This is a genomic window from Leclercia sp. LTM14 (genome assembly GCF_023736175.1).
Classification (GTDB): Bacteria; Pseudomonadota; Gammaproteobacteria; order Enterobacterales; family Enterobacteriaceae; genus Enterobacter; species Enterobacter barmai.
The window spans coordinates 129,929-144,928 of the sequence record NZ_JAIKTT010000008.1; the positions used below are offsets into that span (position 1 = coordinate 129,929).

At 55.5% G+C, this 15,000-nt stretch carries 14 protein-coding genes; 8 read left to right on the top strand and 6 right to left on the bottom strand.

The features are described from left to right. The first annotated feature begins 1 nt into the window (after position 1). The 3 genes from K5I40_RS16415 (at position 2) to K5I40_RS16425 (ending at position 3,627) form a co-directional block, all read left to right on the top strand. Positions 2–1,129 (top strand): ABC transporter ATP-binding protein, encoded by a 1,128-nt coding sequence (locus tag K5I40_RS16415; RefSeq protein WP_039029880.1) that lies wholly within the window; start codon positions 2–4, stop codon positions 1,127–1,129. A gap of 13 nt (positions 1,130–1,142) precedes the next feature. Further along, the gene (locus tag K5I40_RS16420; RefSeq protein WP_223075433.1) at positions 1,143–2,432 is read left to right on the top strand and encodes an ABC transporter substrate-binding protein; all 1,290 of its coding nucleotides are present in this window, start codon (positions 1,143–1,145) and stop codon (positions 2,430–2,432) included. Between the two features lie 67 nt (positions 2,433–2,499). Further along, entirely contained in the window at positions 2,500–3,627 is a 1,128-nt protein-coding gene (locus K5I40_RS16425; RefSeq protein ID WP_223075434.1) for an oligogalacturonate lyase family protein, read from the top strand. A gap of 105 nt (positions 3,628–3,732) precedes the next feature. On the opposite strand, the gene kduD is transcribed toward K5I40_RS16425, so the two are convergent. Together kduD and kduI are read right to left on the bottom strand one after the other, a co-directional pair. Then, a complete protein-coding gene (gene kduD / locus K5I40_RS16430) occupies positions 3,733–4,494 on the bottom strand; it encodes a 2-dehydro-3-deoxy-D-gluconate 5-dehydrogenase KduD (RefSeq protein ID WP_039029877.1) in 762 nt (253 codons plus the stop codon). Between the two features lie 61 nt (positions 4,495–4,555). Next, positions 4,556–5,392 (bottom strand): 5-dehydro-4-deoxy-D-glucuronate isomerase, encoded by an 837-nt coding sequence (gene kduI, locus K5I40_RS16435; RefSeq protein ID WP_039029876.1) that lies wholly within the window; start codon positions 5,390–5,392, stop codon positions 4,556–4,558. A gap of 454 nt (positions 5,393–5,846) precedes the next feature. Here kduI and K5I40_RS16440 point away from each other — a divergent pair, with 454 nt between their 5' ends. Further along, a complete protein-coding gene (locus K5I40_RS16440) occupies positions 5,847–7,022 on the top strand; it encodes an oligogalacturonate lyase family protein (RefSeq protein WP_039029875.1) in 1,176 nt (391 codons plus the stop codon). Between the two features lie 146 nt (positions 7,023–7,168). Here the strand turns inward: K5I40_RS16440 and K5I40_RS16445 are convergent, their stop codons facing one another. Both K5I40_RS16445 and K5I40_RS16450 read right to left on the bottom strand, forming a co-directional pair. After that, positions 7,169–7,852, bottom strand: a complete 684-nt coding sequence (locus K5I40_RS16445; protein WP_039029874.1) for a porin — start codon at positions 7,850–7,852, stop codon at positions 7,169–7,171. A gap of 328 nt (positions 7,853–8,180) precedes the next feature. Beyond that, on the bottom strand, positions 8,181–9,359 hold the full coding sequence (locus K5I40_RS16450) for an acetyl-CoA C-acetyltransferase (protein ID WP_138370519.1): 1,179 nt from the start codon (positions 9,357–9,359) through the stop codon (positions 8,181–8,183). A gap of 235 nt (positions 9,360–9,594) precedes the next feature. On the opposite strand from K5I40_RS16450, the gene K5I40_RS16455 reads away from it, so the two are divergent. Further along, positions 9,595–10,773: a M20 aminoacylase family protein gene (locus K5I40_RS16455; RefSeq protein ID WP_223075435.1), complete on the top strand. Its 1,179-nt coding sequence runs from the start codon at positions 9,595–9,597 to the stop codon at positions 10,771–10,773. A gap of 15 nt (positions 10,774–10,788) precedes the next feature. Then, a complete protein-coding gene (locus K5I40_RS16460; protein ID WP_223075436.1) occupies positions 10,789–11,565 on the top strand; it encodes an ABC transporter substrate-binding protein in 777 nt (258 codons plus the stop codon). 14 nt (positions 11,566–11,579) lie between these two features. Here K5I40_RS16460 and K5I40_RS16465 read toward each other — a convergent pair whose 3' ends face one another. Next, positions 11,580–12,107 carry a cupin domain-containing protein gene (locus K5I40_RS16465; protein ID WP_139563554.1) on the bottom strand — a complete coding sequence of 176 codons (528 nt, stop codon included), beginning with the start codon at positions 12,105–12,107 and terminating at the stop codon, positions 11,580–11,582. Between the two features lie 72 nt (positions 12,108–12,179). Next, positions 12,180–13,055, bottom strand: a complete 876-nt coding sequence (locus K5I40_RS16470; protein ID WP_223075437.1) for a LysR family transcriptional regulator — start codon at positions 13,053–13,055, stop codon at positions 12,180–12,182. Positions 13,056–13,160: 105 nt separating this feature from the next. Here K5I40_RS16470 and K5I40_RS16475 point away from each other — a divergent pair, with 105 nt between their 5' ends. Both K5I40_RS16475 and K5I40_RS16480 read left to right on the top strand, forming a co-directional pair. After that, positions 13,161–13,622, top strand: a complete 462-nt coding sequence (locus K5I40_RS16475; RefSeq protein WP_223075438.1) for a multidrug/biocide efflux PACE transporter — start codon at positions 13,161–13,163, stop codon at positions 13,620–13,622. Between the two features lie 118 nt (positions 13,623–13,740). Beyond that, on the top strand, positions 13,741–14,970 hold the full coding sequence (locus tag K5I40_RS16480; protein ID WP_138370515.1) for an amino acid permease: 1,230 nt from the start codon (positions 13,741–13,743) through the stop codon (positions 14,968–14,970). Positions 14,971–15,000 lie beyond the last annotated feature (30 nt).

Below are 15,000 nucleotides of genomic sequence, written 5' to 3' on the forward strand. Positions count from 1 at the left end.
CATGGCTGAAGTTATCTTCAACAAACTGGAAAAGGTTTACTCCAACGGCTTCAAAGCGGTACATGCTATCGACCTGAAAATCGCTGAAGGGGAGTTCATGGTCATCGTCGGCCCGTCCGGCTGCGCCAAGTCCACCACCCTGCGTATGCTGGCCGGTCTGGAGACCATCAGCGGCGGCGAAGTGCGCATCGGCGAAAAGATCGTTAACAACCTCGCGCCAAAAGAGCGCGGGATTGCGATGGTGTTCCAGAACTATGCGCTCTATCCGCACATGACCGTGCGCGAAAACCTGGCCTTTGGCCTGAAGCTGAGCAAGCTGCCGAAAGCGCAGATTGAATCCCAGGTTAACGAAGCGGCAAAAATTCTCGAGCTGGAAGAGCTGCTGGACCGTCTGCCGCGCCAGCTCTCCGGTGGTCAGGCCCAGCGTGTGGCCGTGGGCCGTGCGATTGTGAAAAAGCCAGACGTGTTCCTCTTTGACGAACCGCTGTCGAACCTCGACGCCAAACTGCGTGCGTCGATGCGTATCCGTATCTCCGACCTGCACAAGCAGCTCAAGGCCTCTGGCAAACCGGCGACCACCGTCTACGTGACGCACGATCAGACCGAAGCGATGACCATGGGCGACCGCATCTGCGTGATGAAGCTCGGCCACATCATGCAGGTGGATACCCCGGACAACCTGTACCACAAACCGAAAAACATGTTCGTGGCCGGCTTTATCGGCTCACCGGAGATGAACATCCGCGCCAGCAGGCTGGTGCAGGAAGACGGTCAGCTGGCGCTGACCATCGGCAACCAGACCCTGCCGTTAAGCGCTGAGCTGAAAGAGAAAGTCGCCAGCTACGCCAACCAGGACATTTTCTACGGCATTCGCCCTGACTTTGTCTCTATCTCCGACGAGCCGTTTGCCGAAGGGTGCTGCACCGGCGAAATGGTCCGCGCCGAGAACATGGGCCATGAATTCTTCGTGTACCTGAAAGTTGGCGAGTATGAACTGACAGCCCGAATCCCTTCCGATGAAGCTAAGCCTATGATCAACAAGGGTCTTCACCGTAAGGTTTACTTTAAGTTCGATATGAATAAGTGTCATATTTTTGACGCAAAAACTGAACAGAACATCTCTCTTTAATGGAGTTATAAAAATGAAAAAAGTGCTTTTAAGCGCCGTTATCTCCGCTACCTTTGGAATGAGTGCCCTACCCACTTTTGCTGCGGACAGCACCGATTTGCGTATGTCCTGGTGGGGCGGCAACGGCCGTCACCAGGTCACCCTGAAAGCTCTGGAAGAGTTCCACAAACAGAACCCGGATATTAACGTTAAGTCGGAATACACCGGCTGGGACGGTCACCTGTCGCGTCTGACCACGCAGATTGCGGGCGGCACCGAGCCGGACGTAATGCAGACCAACTGGAACTGGCTGCCGATCTTCTCGAAAACCGGCGACGGCTTCTACGATCTGAACAAGATGAAGGACGTGATCGACCTGTCTCAGTTCGATCCCAAAGAGCTGCAGTCCACCACGGTGAACGGCAAGCTGAACGGTATTCCAATCTCCGTGACCGCGCGCGTCTTCTACTTCAACGATGAAGCCTGGAAAAAAGCGGGCGTAGAGTACCCGAAAACCTGGGATGAGCTGATGGCGGCGGGCAAAGCCTTCGAAAGCAAACTGGGCAAACAGTACTACCCGGTGGTGCTGGAGCACCAGGATACCCTGGCGCTGCTGAACTCTTACATGATCCAGAAGTACAACATCCCGGCGGTGGACGAGAAGACGAAGGAATTCTCCTATACCAAAGAGCAGTGGGTTGAGTTCTTCCAGACCTACAAAAAGCTGATCGACAGCCACGTAATGCCGGACACCAAGTACTACGCGTCGTTCGGTAAGAGCAACATGTATGAGATGAAGCCGTGGATCGAGGGTGAATGGGGCGGCACCTATATGTGGAACTCCACCATCAAGAAATATTCCGATAACCTGAAGCCACCAGCAAAACTGGAGCTGGGCAGCTACCCAATGCTGCCGGGCGCAACGGATGCCGGTCTGTTCTTCAAACCAGCCCAGATGCTCTCTATCGGTAAATCTACCAAGAACCCGGAAGCGGCAGCGAAAGTCATCAACTTCCTGCTGAACAGTAAAGAAGGCGTTGAGACTCTGGGTCTGGAGCGTGGCGTACCGCTGAGCAAAGTGGCGGTGAAATACCTGACCGAAGACGGCACCATCAAAGAGAACGATCCGGCGGTTGCGGGCCTGCGTCTGGCGCAGTCTCTGCCAGCCAAACTCTCCGTATCGCCCTACTTTGACGACCCGCAGATCGTGGCCCAGTTCGGTACTTCTCTGCAGTACATCGACTATGGACAGAAAACCGTCGAAGAGACTGCAGCTGACTTCCAGCGTCAGGCTGAACGTATCCTGAAACGCGCAATGCGCTAATTCCCTTACGTTATCAATACCCTACCGCGCAGGCGGTGGGGTATTTTTTTATCTGAAGGAACATACTATGAAAGGAAAAATCATTCCCCTGAGTTTTCGCACCCGTCACGACAGCGAAACCGGACACGAGGTGATCCGCCTGACGCCGCCGCACATCATCTGTCACCGTAACTACTTCTATCAGAAATGTTTTACCCAGGACGGCAGCAAGCTGATCTTTGGCGGCGCCTTCGAAGGCCACTGGAACTACTACCTGCTGGATATTGCCCGCCAACAGGCGACCCAGCTCACCGACGGCGCCGGCGATAACACCTTTGGCGGCTTCCTCTCCGCAGACGATCGCTCTCTGTGGTACGTGAAAAACAGCCGCGAGCTGCGGCGCGTCGATCTCGAGAGTCTGGAAGAGTACGTGGTGTATGAGGTGGATGACGAGTGGGTGGCGTACGGCACCTGGGTGGCGAACTCAGACTGCACGAAGCTGGTGGGCATCGAGATCAAAAAAAGCGACTGGCAGCCGCTCACCGACTGGAGCAAGTTCCGCGCGTTTTACTTCACTAACCCGGAATGCCGCCTGATTAATATCGACCTGCAAACCGGCGAGCGCCGGGTGATTTTGCAGGAAAAACGCTGGCTCGGGCACCCGATCTACCGCCCGTTTGACGACAACACCGTGGCGTTTTGTCACGAGGGGCCGCGCGATGCGATCGATGCCCGCATGTGGCTGATTCACGAGGATGGCAGCAACCTGCGCAAGGTGCGCCAGCATGGCGAAGGCGAGAGTTTTACCCACGAATTCTGGGTGCCGGACGGCTCGGCGCTCTATTACGTGGCGCACAAGGAGAACGATCCGCAGCGCTATCTGTTCAGCGCCGATCCCGCCACGCTGGAAAATCGCCAGCTGATGGCGATCCCGCCCTGCTCCCACCTGATGAGTAACCACGACGGGTCGCTGATCGTGGGCGACGGCGCGCCGCACAACACCGGCGATATCAGCCTCAATGATCCCTTTATCTGGGTGTTCGATATTCAGAAAGGAACGCAGACCGCCATCTGTCAGCACAATACCAGCTGGAAAGTGCTGGATGGCGATCGTCAGGTGACCCATCCGCATCCGTCGTTTTCGCCGGACAATAAGTGGGTGCTGTATACGTCAGATGAAGAAGGCATGCCAGCGCTGTATCTGGCGCAGGTGTGAAAAAAGCCGGGTGGCGGCTACGCCTTACCCGGCCTACAAAAGCGTCGCCGCCAGGCAAAAAAAAACCGCTGCCCATGGGCAGCGGTTTTTTATCAATGCGCTGGATTAACGCGCCAGCCAGCCGCCGTCAACCGCTACGGTGTAGCCGTTGATGTAGTCAGATGCGCCGGACGCCAGGAACACAACCGGGCCCATCAGATCGCTTGGCAGACCCCAGCGACCCGCAGGGATACGCTCGAGGATTGCCGCGCTACGCTCTTCGTCAGCACGCAGCTGCTGGGTGTTGTTGGTCGCCATGTAGCCCGGCGCGATAGCGTTGACGTTGATGTTGTGCTGCGCCCACTCGTTCGCCAGCAGACGAGTTACGCCCATTACGCCGCTTTTGGAAGCGGTGTAAGACGGGACACGGATGCCGCCCTGGAAGGAGAGCATAGAGGCGATGTTGATGATCTTGCCGCCGTTGCCCTGGGCGATAAAGTGCTTCGCGGCCGCCTGAGACATGAAGAACACGCTCTTGATGTTCAGGTTCATGACGTCGTCCCAGTCCTGCTCGCTGAAGTTGATCGCGTCTTCACGACGGATCAGACCGGCGTTGTTCACCAGAATGTCGATTTTACCGAATTCAGCCACCGCACGATCCAGCAGCTCAGGGATCGCGTCGATTTTACGCAGGTCAGCGGTCAGGCTCAGGAAACGGCGGCCCAGCGCGGTTACACGCTCGATGGTCTCCTGCGGCTCAACGATGTTGATACCCACGATGTCGCAGCCCGCTTCTGCCAGACCCACCGCCATGCCCTGGCCGAGGCCAGTGTCGCAACCGGTCACAACCGCAACTTTACCCTGCAGAGAAAATGCATCCAGAATCATTTTTAATCCTTATCTTTCAGCGCCTGAACGAACAGGCAAGTTTATGCTTAACTGTCCGCGACTAGCGCAGATCCTTAACGGCAACGTGGTCCATATCATCGAAGACCTGGTTTTCACCGACCATGCCCCAGATGAAGGTATAGGCACGCGTGCCTACGCCGGAGTGAATAGACCAGCTTGGAGAGATGACTGCCTGCTCGTTATGCATCACGATATGGCGCGTCTCCTGCGGCTGACCCATCATATGGAATACGCAGGCGTCTTCTTCCATATTGAAGTAGAAGTACACTTCCATGCGGCGCTCGTGGGTATGGCACGGCATGGTGTTCCACAGGTTGCCCGGCTCAAGCTCGGTCAGACCCATGCTGAGCTGGCAGGTTTCCAGCACATCAGGAACGAAGTATTTGTTGATGGTGCGGCGGTTGCTGGTGAGGTTGTCACCGAGCGTGACCGGAGAAACTTCTGCCGGGGTCACTTTTTTGGTTGGATACGTGGTGTGTGCCGGGGCGCAGTTATAGTAGAACTTCGCCGGTTTGCTGCTATCGACGCTGGCGAATACCACTTCCTGCGCGCCTTTACCGACGTACAGGGCATCACGATGGCCAATTTCATAGCACTGACCGTCAACGGTGATGGTGCCCGGGCCGCCAATGTTAATCACGCCCAGCTCGCGACGCTCCAGGAAGAAGCTGACGCCCAGCTGTTTGCCCACTTCGCCACCGACAGAGACCGTTTTGGCAACCGGCATGATGCCGCCAACGATGATGCGGTCAATGTGGCTGTACACCATGGTGTATTCATCAGCGACAAACACTTTCTCGACTAAAAACTCATCACGCAGCCCCTGGGTATCCAGCGTTTTTGCATGCGCGCTGTGGATGCTTTGTCTGACTTCCACATTAACCTCCAGAATTTATCGGCCCCGAAGGCCTGGATAATTAACAAAACGATGTTCCGTTTTCATGATGGGCACATATTATCTGCTGTGAAATGGGTTTTCAATTACATTCAAAACGATGTTTCACTTTTTCTGCAAGTTAATCTCAAAATTGCAGTTGCGATCACGATTGTCAGGGAGTTGACAACGCTTTCTTTAAACATTTTTTAATTCCTTAGCGTTAATTTTTATAATAAACAATCAGTTATGAAAGGTTTAAAAATTAATGACCCGATGAGATAAAACTCAACGAATTTAACGAATTTGATGAGTCAGCGGGGTTTTCCTTCAGAAGTGCGCCACCAGTCACACACACTGAAACGATGTTTTGATATTTTAACACCCAGTTTTTAAACTCATATTTTACCGATCGGACCGCAGGCGCGATCCTGCCGTCGAATTCAAGGAGTGCATCATGGCAAAAGGTATGCGGGTCAAACTGAACTACGAGGTCAGTCGCGATCCGGATACAGGCGTGGAAGTGACCCGCCTGACCCCCCCTGAAGTTACCTGTCATCGTAACTACTTCTACCAAAAGTGCTTTTTCAACGATGGTAGCCACCTGCTGTTTGCCGGTGAATTCGATGGCCACTGGAACTACTATCTGCTGGATCTGAAAAACGCCGAAGCGGTGCAGTTAACCGAAGGCGCGGGTGATAACACCTTCGGCGGCTTCCTGTCGCCGGATGATAAATCCCTCTATTACGTTAAGAATGATCGCACTCTGCGGGAAGTCAATCTGACCACCTTTGAAGAGCGCGAAGTCTATCGCGTCAGCGACGACTGGGTCGGCTATGGCACCTGGGTGGCGAACAGCGACTGCACCAAACTGGTCGGCATCGAAATCGCGAAAAGCGACTGGACGCCGCTGAACGACTGGAAAATCTTCCACGACTTCTTCCATAAAGGGCCGCACTGCCGCCTGCTGCGGGTCGATCTGCAGACCGGTGAAAGCAGCGTGATCCACGAAGAGAAAAACTGGCTCGGTCACCCGATTTACCGTCCGTTTGACGACAATACCGTCGCGTTCTGCCATGAAGGTCCGCACGATCTGGTGGATGCCCGCATGTGGATGGTCAACGAAGACGGCAGCAACGTGCGTAAGGTGAAAGAGCACGCCGAAGGCGAAAGCTGCACCCATGAATTCTGGGTCCCGAACGGCTCGGCGCTGGTGTATGTCTCTTATCTGAAAGGTGAGCAAGGACGTACCGTGTACAGCTTCAACCCGGATACCGGCGAGAACAAAGCGGTAATGAAGATGCCAGCCTGTTCGCATCTGATGAGTAACTTTGACGGCACGCTGCTGGTGGGGGACGGTTCCGGCACTCCGGTGGATGTGAAAGATACCAGCGGCTACACCATCGACAACGATCCGTATCTCTACGCGTTTGACGTGGCGAAAGAGGCTTACTTCCGCATCGCGCGTCACGATACTTCCTGGGCAACCGTGGCCAACAGCCGCCAGGTGACCCATCCGCACCCTTCCTTTACCCCGGATGATAAAGCGGTTCTGTTTAGTTCTGATAAAGACGGCAAACCTGCTCTCTATATTGCGAAGCTTCCTGAGCAACCTGAATTATTGCGTGAATAAATGTTAGTGTTTGTGTTCCTGTAACTGGCCTTGCCCTCCTTTATGGAGGGCTTTTTTTATTGTCCGCTTTTATCAGCACCGCCAGATAACAGATATAAAAAAACCGGCTCATAAGAGCCGGTTTATCCCGAAGGTACTGCTTGTTATCAGAATGAATATGCAACGCCGACACGCAGACGGGTCTGACGCTCATCGGTCTCTTTCACACCAACGTTACCCACTTCGCCGTACGGTGCCCAGTTTTTATCAATTTTGTACGCCAGCTTGACGTTATATTCCTGGGAGTAATCTTTGTTATTATTACGAATCGTCCCTTCGGAGCTTTTCGCGTATACGTAGTTAAGCTCGGTGCGCCAGTCGCCCATTACCCAACCTACCCACGCATCACCACGGTTAACTTTATCATCGTCTTTATTCGAGCTTGATGGATAACGGGTGTAGTCATAGCGATAACGGGCTGCGACATAGAAGCCATTATCAAAGCTATATTGCGCGTGCAGATAGGGTTTATAAATGGTGAAGCTGTCTTTACTTTCGAGCGTAAAACCTGGTGTTAACGCAATGTTCTGGTTGGCTTTCCAGCGCCAGCTGATCTGATCTTCGTGACCGTTACCCACCACATCCGCAAATGGCTGGTCAGCTTTATCGCCGCCTGATTTCCATTTTGCTTCTACAGAAAAACCAAAACCATTTTCGAAACGGTGCGAAACCGCAACACGGTCTGCGTTCGAGCCGCTATCGATGTATTCGTGACGCAGATCCACGGTGACAGCCTGAGCTGCGAAAGAAGCGCCAATAAGTGAAGCAAGGACCAGAGATTTCTTAAACATGGAAAAACCCTCGTTTAAAATTATGTTTCGTTTTTATGGAATTGCATTTTATTTTTTTAAATACGTAATTTTAGTGATCATGATCGTAATTATTTGTTTCATTTTTTTTGGCAAAGCCAGCCGTGAGCAATATCAACAAAAGAAGAGTTTTAAGGGGAATTTAACGGATCGCGATCACACTAAATCGTTATTAGCGATTCAGTGAATGCGTTAAATATTTCGAGGGTGTTTGAGAATTGACTTACAAGGGTAAAAATATGACGGGAGTCACAAACAAATAAGCCTCCGTGGACGGAGGCCTGTTTTGGTTGATATATATCAACGCGAATTATCTTTCTATAGCTAATGCCACGCCCTGTCCGCCGCCAATGCACAGCGTTGCCAGCCCTTTGCGGACATCGCGTTTCACCATCTCGTGCACCAGCGAGACCAGAATGCGGCAGCCCGAAGCACCGATAGGGTGGCCCAGCGCAATGGCGCCGCCGTTGACGTTGACCCGGCGTTCATCCCACTCCAGCATTTTACCCACCGACAGCGCCTGAGCCGCAAAGGCTTCATTCACTTCGATCAGATCAACGTCCGCCAGCTGCCAGCCCGCCCGCTCCAGACAGCGGCGCGTGGCGTGTACCGGGGCGATCCCCATTAAGGCAGGATCGACGCCGACGCTGGCAAAGGCTTTGATCCGCGCCAGCACCGGCAGATTCAGCGATTCAGCTTTGCTCTCGCTCATCATCATTACCGCAGCAGCCCCGTCATTAATAGAGGAGGCGTTTCCGGCGGTGACCGAACCGGTAAGCTCAAAGGCAGGATTGAGCAGCGCCAGCCCTTCTGCGCTGGCGTCGGTGCGCGGCTGCTCGTCGGTATCCACCAGCAGATTCTCCCCGCCGGGCTTCTGGGCGACAACCGGCACAATCTCGTCCCGGAAGCGGCCCGCGTCGATAGCGGCCCGGGCCTTATGCTGGGAGCTCAGCGCGTAGGCATCCTGCAGTTCGCGGGTGATGCCATATTCACGCGCCAGGTTTTCTGCGGTGACGCCCATATGGTAGTCGTTGAACGCGTCCCACAGGCCGTCATGCACCAGGCTGTCGATGAGCTGGCTATTGCCCAGCTGCGCCCCGGTGCGGCTGTCGGTCAGCACGTGCGGCGCGCGGCTCATGTTCTCCTGGCCGCCGGCGATCACCACATCGGCTTCGCCGCACTGGATCGCCTGGGTCGCCAGATGCAGCGCTTTTAAGCCGGAGCCGCACACGTCGTTGATGGTAATGGCAGAGACGGTGTTGGGTAATCCTCCCTTTAGCGCGGCCTGGCGGGCAGGGTTTTGCCCGGCACCGGCGGTCAGCACCTGACCGAGGATCACTTCGTCGATCTCGTGTGCCTCAATGCCGCTGCGCTCCACCAGCGCGCGCACCACCACGCTGCCTAACTCCACTGCCGAATGGCGTGAAAGCGCTCCCTGGAAACAGCCGATTGCGGTACGCAATGCACCCACTATCACGACGTCTTTCATCTCTACCTCTGTGCAAAATGACACCGCCCATAGTAGAGGGTTGTTATCAACTAATGATGTAATTGTTTAAAAAAAGTGAGTTTTATCACAAAGAATCCGTGAGCCCGGATTAACGCCCCGTGATGTATTCACGCAATTGATAATTTTCACGGTAATTATTAGATAACTCGTTGGCATTACCGACGACGTGACGATAAGTTAGGAATGCAAACACGCGTTAACACTGGAGTAACAAATGTCCGACTGTATCATTCCAGAAATAAAAGAATCAGAAGAAGAGATCATCGCCATCCGTCGTCATTTACATGCCAACCCCGAATTAAGCCTGGAGGAGTTTAATACCAGCAACCTGGTGGCCCGCCAGCTCGAAGGCTGGGGCTACAAGGTGACGCGGGAGATCGGCAAAACCGGCGTGGTCGGCACGATCGCCAAAGGCCAGGGGACAAAATCCATCGGCCTGCGCGCCGACATGGATGCCCTGCCGATCTTCGAAGCTACCGATTTACCCTGGGCCAGCACCGTGCCTGGCAAAATGCACGCCTGCGGTCACGACGGCCACACGGCCATTTTGCTGGCCGCCGCGAAATACATCGCCTCCGACGCCTGCCAGTTTAACGGCACCGTGCACCTTATCTTCCAGCCAGCCGAAGAGGCCATTGGCGGCGCGGATCTGATGATCAAAGACGGGCTGTTCGACCGCTTCCCCTGTGATCGTATTTTTGCCCTGCACAATATGCCTTACCTGCCGACCGGGAAATTTGGCTTCTATGAGGGCAACTTTATGGCCTCCGCCGATACCGTCAAAATCACCCTGCAAGGGTACGGCGGGCATGGCGCACATCCGGAACGCACCGTGGATCCGATTGTGACCGGCGCGGCCCTGATCATGTCCCTGCAGAGCATTGTGGCGCGTAACGTGCCGCCGGGTGAAACCGCGGTCGTCACCGTTGGCACCTTCCAGTCGGGCATTGCCTCCAACGTGATCCCGGACAGCGCGGTGATGGAGCTGACGGTACGTTCGATGAAGCCGGAGATCCGCGACCTGCTGATCCGCCGCATTCAGGAGCTCGCCGATTTCACCGCCCGCAGCTACGGTGCCACCAGCGAAGTGGAGATCTATGACTCCTACCCGGTGCTGGTGAACGATGCGGAACAGACCGCCTTCGCCCGGCAGCTGGCCGTGGAGTTCTTTGGTGAAGATGCGGTACTCGACAGCGTCTCCCCGTCCAACGGCAGCGAAGATTTTGCCTTTATGCTGCAGCAACGTCCGGGAAGCTACTTCCTGCTCGGTAACGGCGTGAAAGGGGAAAAAGGCGGCTGCATGGTGCATAACCCCGGCTACGACTTCAATGACGAGATCATCACCACCGGGGCCTCCTTCTTTGCCCGTCTGGTTGAAAACTATTGCCGTTAAAACAGGGACAGACTAATGAAAAAATACCTTTTACCGCTGGTGGCACTGCTGGCTGCCTCATCCGCCTTCGCGGCAGAGACTAAAGAGCTGCGTTTTGGCGTGGATCCGACCTTTGCCCCGTTTGAGTCCAAGAACCCGCAGGGCGAGGTGGTCGGGTTCGATATCGATCTGGGCAATGCCATCTGTCAGCAGCTGCAGGCGAAATGCGTCTGGGTTGAAAGCAATTTCGACGGCATCATTCCGTCCCTGAAGGCGCGTAAGTTTGATGCCATCCTTTCGGGGATGTACATCACCGAAAAACGCAAAGAGCAGATTGCCTTTAGCGACAAGATCTACAGCGGCCCGGCCTTCCTGGTGGCACGCAAAAACACGCTTCCCGGCAACAGCGTGGATCAGCTGAAAGGGAAAACCATCGGCGTGGAGCAGGGTTCCGCTCAGGAGACCTATGCCAACGAGCAGTGGCGCGGCAAGGGCGTTAACGTGGTGGCCTATCAGGGCGCGGACCAGGTGATTCGCGACCTGGAATCCGGGCGTATCGATGGGGCGGTGCTCTCAGGGGTGATGGCGGATTATAGCTTCCTCAGCCAACCGCAGGGCAAAGAGTTTGCCTTTGTCGGCGGTGCGCTGCAGGACGACGCCCTGTTTGGCGCCGGGGCAGCCATCGGCCTGCGTAAAGAGGATGAGCAGCTGCGTAAGGATCTGAACGGCGCTATCGCCGCGATCCTCGCCGACGGTACCTATAAAAAGCTCGCCGCGAAATACTTCAGCTTCGATATCTATACCGGCAAATAGCGTTGTTCCGCCCTTCACTGGCTGAAGGGCGGTGATTTCCAGAACTGCGTTAAGGGAGGCGAGTCGCCGTTTAACGGGTCCCGCTCAGGAAACGGCAGCGCAACGATGCGCGCCAGTATCGCTGGGGTCGCCGCCTGCTTGCACAGATCGAACTCCATGCCCGGCGGATACGCCCCTACCACCAGAAAATCAAGGGTGGCTGATAAGCGGCAATGTCCGGTTCCCGCAGGCAGTAACAGTGCATCCCCCGCTTCCACCTCCATCTCTTCCCCGCCAGGCCCGCCAATGACCAGCCGCGCCGATCCCCGGGCAATGCCGAGCACTTCATGTGCGGTGGAATGGTAATGGTGATAATCGAAGATCCCATCGCGCCACTGGGGCGGCCAGCCGTTGTCGGCGAACCGTTGTTCAAACTGGCTGGCAATATCGCCGTCCGTTATCACCCCTTTATAGATAAGCACCGGCAGATGGGGATTATTCGGCACCCAGTCTTTCGCTGAGAGCATCAGCACCCGGGGCGTAATGGTATCTTTAGCGGTCATGGGTTTTCTCAGTCAGTGATGAAACTCAGTTAAGTGTAGTGCGTTTTTATTTCACTACCGCTACAGCCTTCATCACAGCGGATCCGCTGTTTGCTGCAGATAATGGCGCAGCCAGTTGCCTGCCGTTCCCGGTGGGGAGCGTTTATTCCACAGCAGATCGATCGCCACCGAGCGCGGCCAGCCCGGCACGTTGAGCTGCACCAGCGCTTTTGCCGGGGCGAACTCCTCCACCAGCGCACAGGGCAGCGCGCACCAGCCGAAGCCCTGCACCGCCATGCTGAGCAGCATCAGATAGTTGGGCGCCGACCAGACCGGCCCCTGCGCCAGCACCGGTTCCCGCTCCAGATAGGTGTTCAGGCGCAGCTCCCGCCAGCCGTGCAGCTCATCGGCTTCAAGGCGCTGTTGCCCGGCCAGCGGATGGCTGGCCGAGGTGTAGATCGCCATATGGGTCTGCATCGGCAGGCGAACGGCGGCGATGTCGGTGGGATAGCTCTCCCGCGCCTCGGTAAGGCCGATTTGCGCCCGCTCTTTTTGCAGCAGGTCGATGACGTCTTCCTCTTCGCCAATCAGACATTCGAATTCGGTATGGGGAAAACGCTCATCAAAACGAAACAGCATATCCTCCAGCACGTCCGGGTGCAGGGTATCGGAGAGGACAAAGGTCAGCCGCGCTTCGGTCTCTTCGCTGAGGGAGACCGCCAGTTCATCCAGCCGGGCGCTGGCGGCCAGAATCGACTGAACATAGCCCAGCACCTGCTTCCCCTGGGCGGTAAGCACCGGCTGGCGGGCGCTGCGATCGAACAGGGCGAAGCCCAGATCGTCTTCCAGATGGGCGATGGCGGTACTGACGGTGGACTGGCTTTTACGCAGGCGGCGGGCGGCGGCGGAGAACGAGCCCGCCGCCACCGTCTCGACAAACGCGGTTAACGCTTCAGGTGAGTAGCGCATGATGTATCTACTTTATCGATGGGATCTAACTTTTATATATCAGTTTAAACGATAAAAATAGCCGCATTATTTGCCCATCCTGGCTTATTTTTGAGGTAAGACGTTATGCAGCACAACGATGTTCAACGCAGAACACTGCCGGAACGCATTTTCCACGCCGTCTGTTTTGAGGGTATCGCCACGGCCATTCTCGCTCCGACCACCGCATGGCTGATGCAGCGCCCGGTGCTCGAAATGGGTGGGTTAACCATTATCCTCGCCACCACGGCGATGATCTGGAACATCATCTTTAACGCTGTGTTTGACAAGCTTTGGCCGCGACATGAGGTGCCCCGCACCGCGAAGGTCCGCGCCCTGCACGCACTTGGCTTTGAAGTCGGTTTCATCTTTATCGGCGTCGGCATTGTGTCGCTGGTGCTGGGCGTGAGCCTGCTTCAGGCCTTCACCCTGGAAATTGGCTTCTTCATCTTCTTCCTGCCGTACACCATGGTTTATAACTGGGCGTATGACACTCTGCGGGATCGCATTATGAAGCGACGCCAGCAGCGCCAGGCTGCCACGTACTAATCCCTCCGGCCGGAAATGCTTTCCGGCCAGCTTCCCGTAGCGTCAACTGCGACCCCAACCCATCATTATGGTAAAATAGTCTCCTTTTTGTTGGTTTTATAGTTGATACGTTTCTCTCATGTCGAAAATCTGGTCTAAAGAAGAGACCCTCTGGAGCTTTGCCCTGTATGGCACGGCCGTGGGCGCAGGAACCCTGTTTCTGCCCATCCAGCTAGGGTCTGCGGGCGCTGTCGTCCTGTTTATCACCGCCCTTGTGGCATATCCATTCACCTACTGGCCCCACAAAGCGTTATGCCAGTTCATCCTGAGCGCAAAAACCAAAGGTAGCGAAGGGATCACCGGCGCGGTCACGCACTACTACGGGAAGAAGATCGGCAATCTGATCACCACGCTCTATTTCATCGCCTTTTTTGTGGTGGTGCAGATCTATGCCGTGGCCATCACCAACTCCCTGACGGAACAGCTGGCGAAGCATATGACGGTAGACACCACCGTGCGGGTGCTGGTGAGCCTCGGCGTGGTGCTGGCATTGAACCTGATCTTTCTGATGGGGCGGCACGTCACCATCCGGGTGATGGGTTTTCTGGTCTTTCCGCTCATCGCTTACTTTCTGCTGGTGTCACTCTATCTCACCCAGAGCTGGCAGCCGTCGCTGCTTACCAGCCAGATGGCCTTCGATCAACATACGCTCCACCAGGTGTGGATCTCCATTCCGGTGATGGTGTTTGCCTTCAGCCATACTCCGATTATTTCGACCTTTGCCGTCGATCGGCAGGAGAAATATGGCGATGCCGCGATGGGCAAATGCACCCGCATCATGAAAGTGGCCTACCTGATTATCTGCCTGAGCGTACTGTTCTTCGTCTTCAGTTGCCTGCTGTCGATCCCCCCGTCGTACATCGTCGCCGCCAAAGAGCAAGGTGTGACTATTCTCTCGGCGCTGTCCATGATGCCCTCCTCCCCCTCCTGGCTTGGGATCTCCGGGATTGTGGTCGCCATTGTCGCCATGTCGAAGTCGTTTCTCGGGACCTATTTCGGGGTGATTGAGGGGGCCACCGAGATGGTGAAGTCCGCGTTAAATCAGGCTGGGGTGAAGAAAAGCCGGGCCTTTAACCGGGCCGTGTCGGTGATGGGCGTATCCTTGATCACCTTTGCGGTATGCTGCATTAATCCCAACGCCATCTCGATGATCTACGCCATCAGCGGGCCGCTTATCGCCATGATCTTGTTTATCATGCCGACCCTGTCGACCTTCCTCATTCCGGCCCTGAAGCCATACCGCTCCGTCGGCAATGTGCTGACGCTGATTGTCGGGGTGTTGTGCGTGTCGGTGATGTTTATCGCTTAAGAGAGGGAACCTGCAGCAGGCTGCAGGTTC

What these genes read in the sequence shown, in the direction of transcription:
- K5I40_RS16480 (WP_138370515.1), top strand. Translation starts at nt 13,741, where the DNA reads ATGTCGAAAATCTGGTCTAAAGAAGAGACCCTCTGGAGCTTTGCCCTG.
- K5I40_RS16420 (WP_223075433.1), top strand. Translation starts at nt 1,143, where the DNA reads ATGAAAAAAGTGCTTTTAAGCGCCGTTATCTCCGCTACCTTTGGAATG.
- K5I40_RS16455 (WP_223075435.1), top strand. Translation starts at nt 9,595, where the DNA reads ATGTCCGACTGTATCATTCCAGAAATAAAAGAATCAGAAGAAGAGATC.
- K5I40_RS16470 (WP_223075437.1), bottom strand. Translation starts at nt 13,055, where the DNA reads ATGCGCTACTCACCTGAAGCGTTAACCGCGTTTGTCGAGACGGTGGCG.
- K5I40_RS16475 (WP_223075438.1), top strand. Translation starts at nt 13,161, where the DNA reads ATGCAGCACAACGATGTTCAACGCAGAACACTGCCGGAACGCATTTTC.
- K5I40_RS16445 (WP_039029874.1), bottom strand. Translation starts at nt 7,852, where the DNA reads ATGTTTAAGAAATCTCTGGTCCTTGCTTCACTTATTGGCGCTTCTTTC.
- K5I40_RS16450 (WP_138370519.1), bottom strand. Translation starts at nt 9,359, where the DNA reads ATGAAAGACGTCGTGATAGTGGGTGCATTGCGTACCGCAATCGGCTGT.
- K5I40_RS16465 (WP_139563554.1), bottom strand. Translation starts at nt 12,107, where the DNA reads ATGACCGCTAAAGATACCATTACGCCCCGGGTGCTGATGCTCTCAGCG.
- K5I40_RS16415 (WP_039029880.1), top strand. Translation starts at nt 2, where the DNA reads ATGGCTGAAGTTATCTTCAACAAACTGGAAAAGGTTTACTCCAACGGC.
- K5I40_RS16440 (WP_039029875.1), top strand. Translation starts at nt 5,847, where the DNA reads ATGGCAAAAGGTATGCGGGTCAAACTGAACTACGAGGTCAGTCGCGAT.
- K5I40_RS16460 (WP_223075436.1), top strand. Translation starts at nt 10,789, where the DNA reads ATGAAAAAATACCTTTTACCGCTGGTGGCACTGCTGGCTGCCTCATCC.
- K5I40_RS16425 (WP_223075434.1), top strand. Translation starts at nt 2,500, where the DNA reads ATGAAAGGAAAAATCATTCCCCTGAGTTTTCGCACCCGTCACGACAGC.
- kduD (WP_039029877.1), bottom strand. Translation starts at nt 4,494, where the DNA reads ATGATTCTGGATGCATTTTCTCTGCAGGGTAAAGTTGCGGTTGTGACC.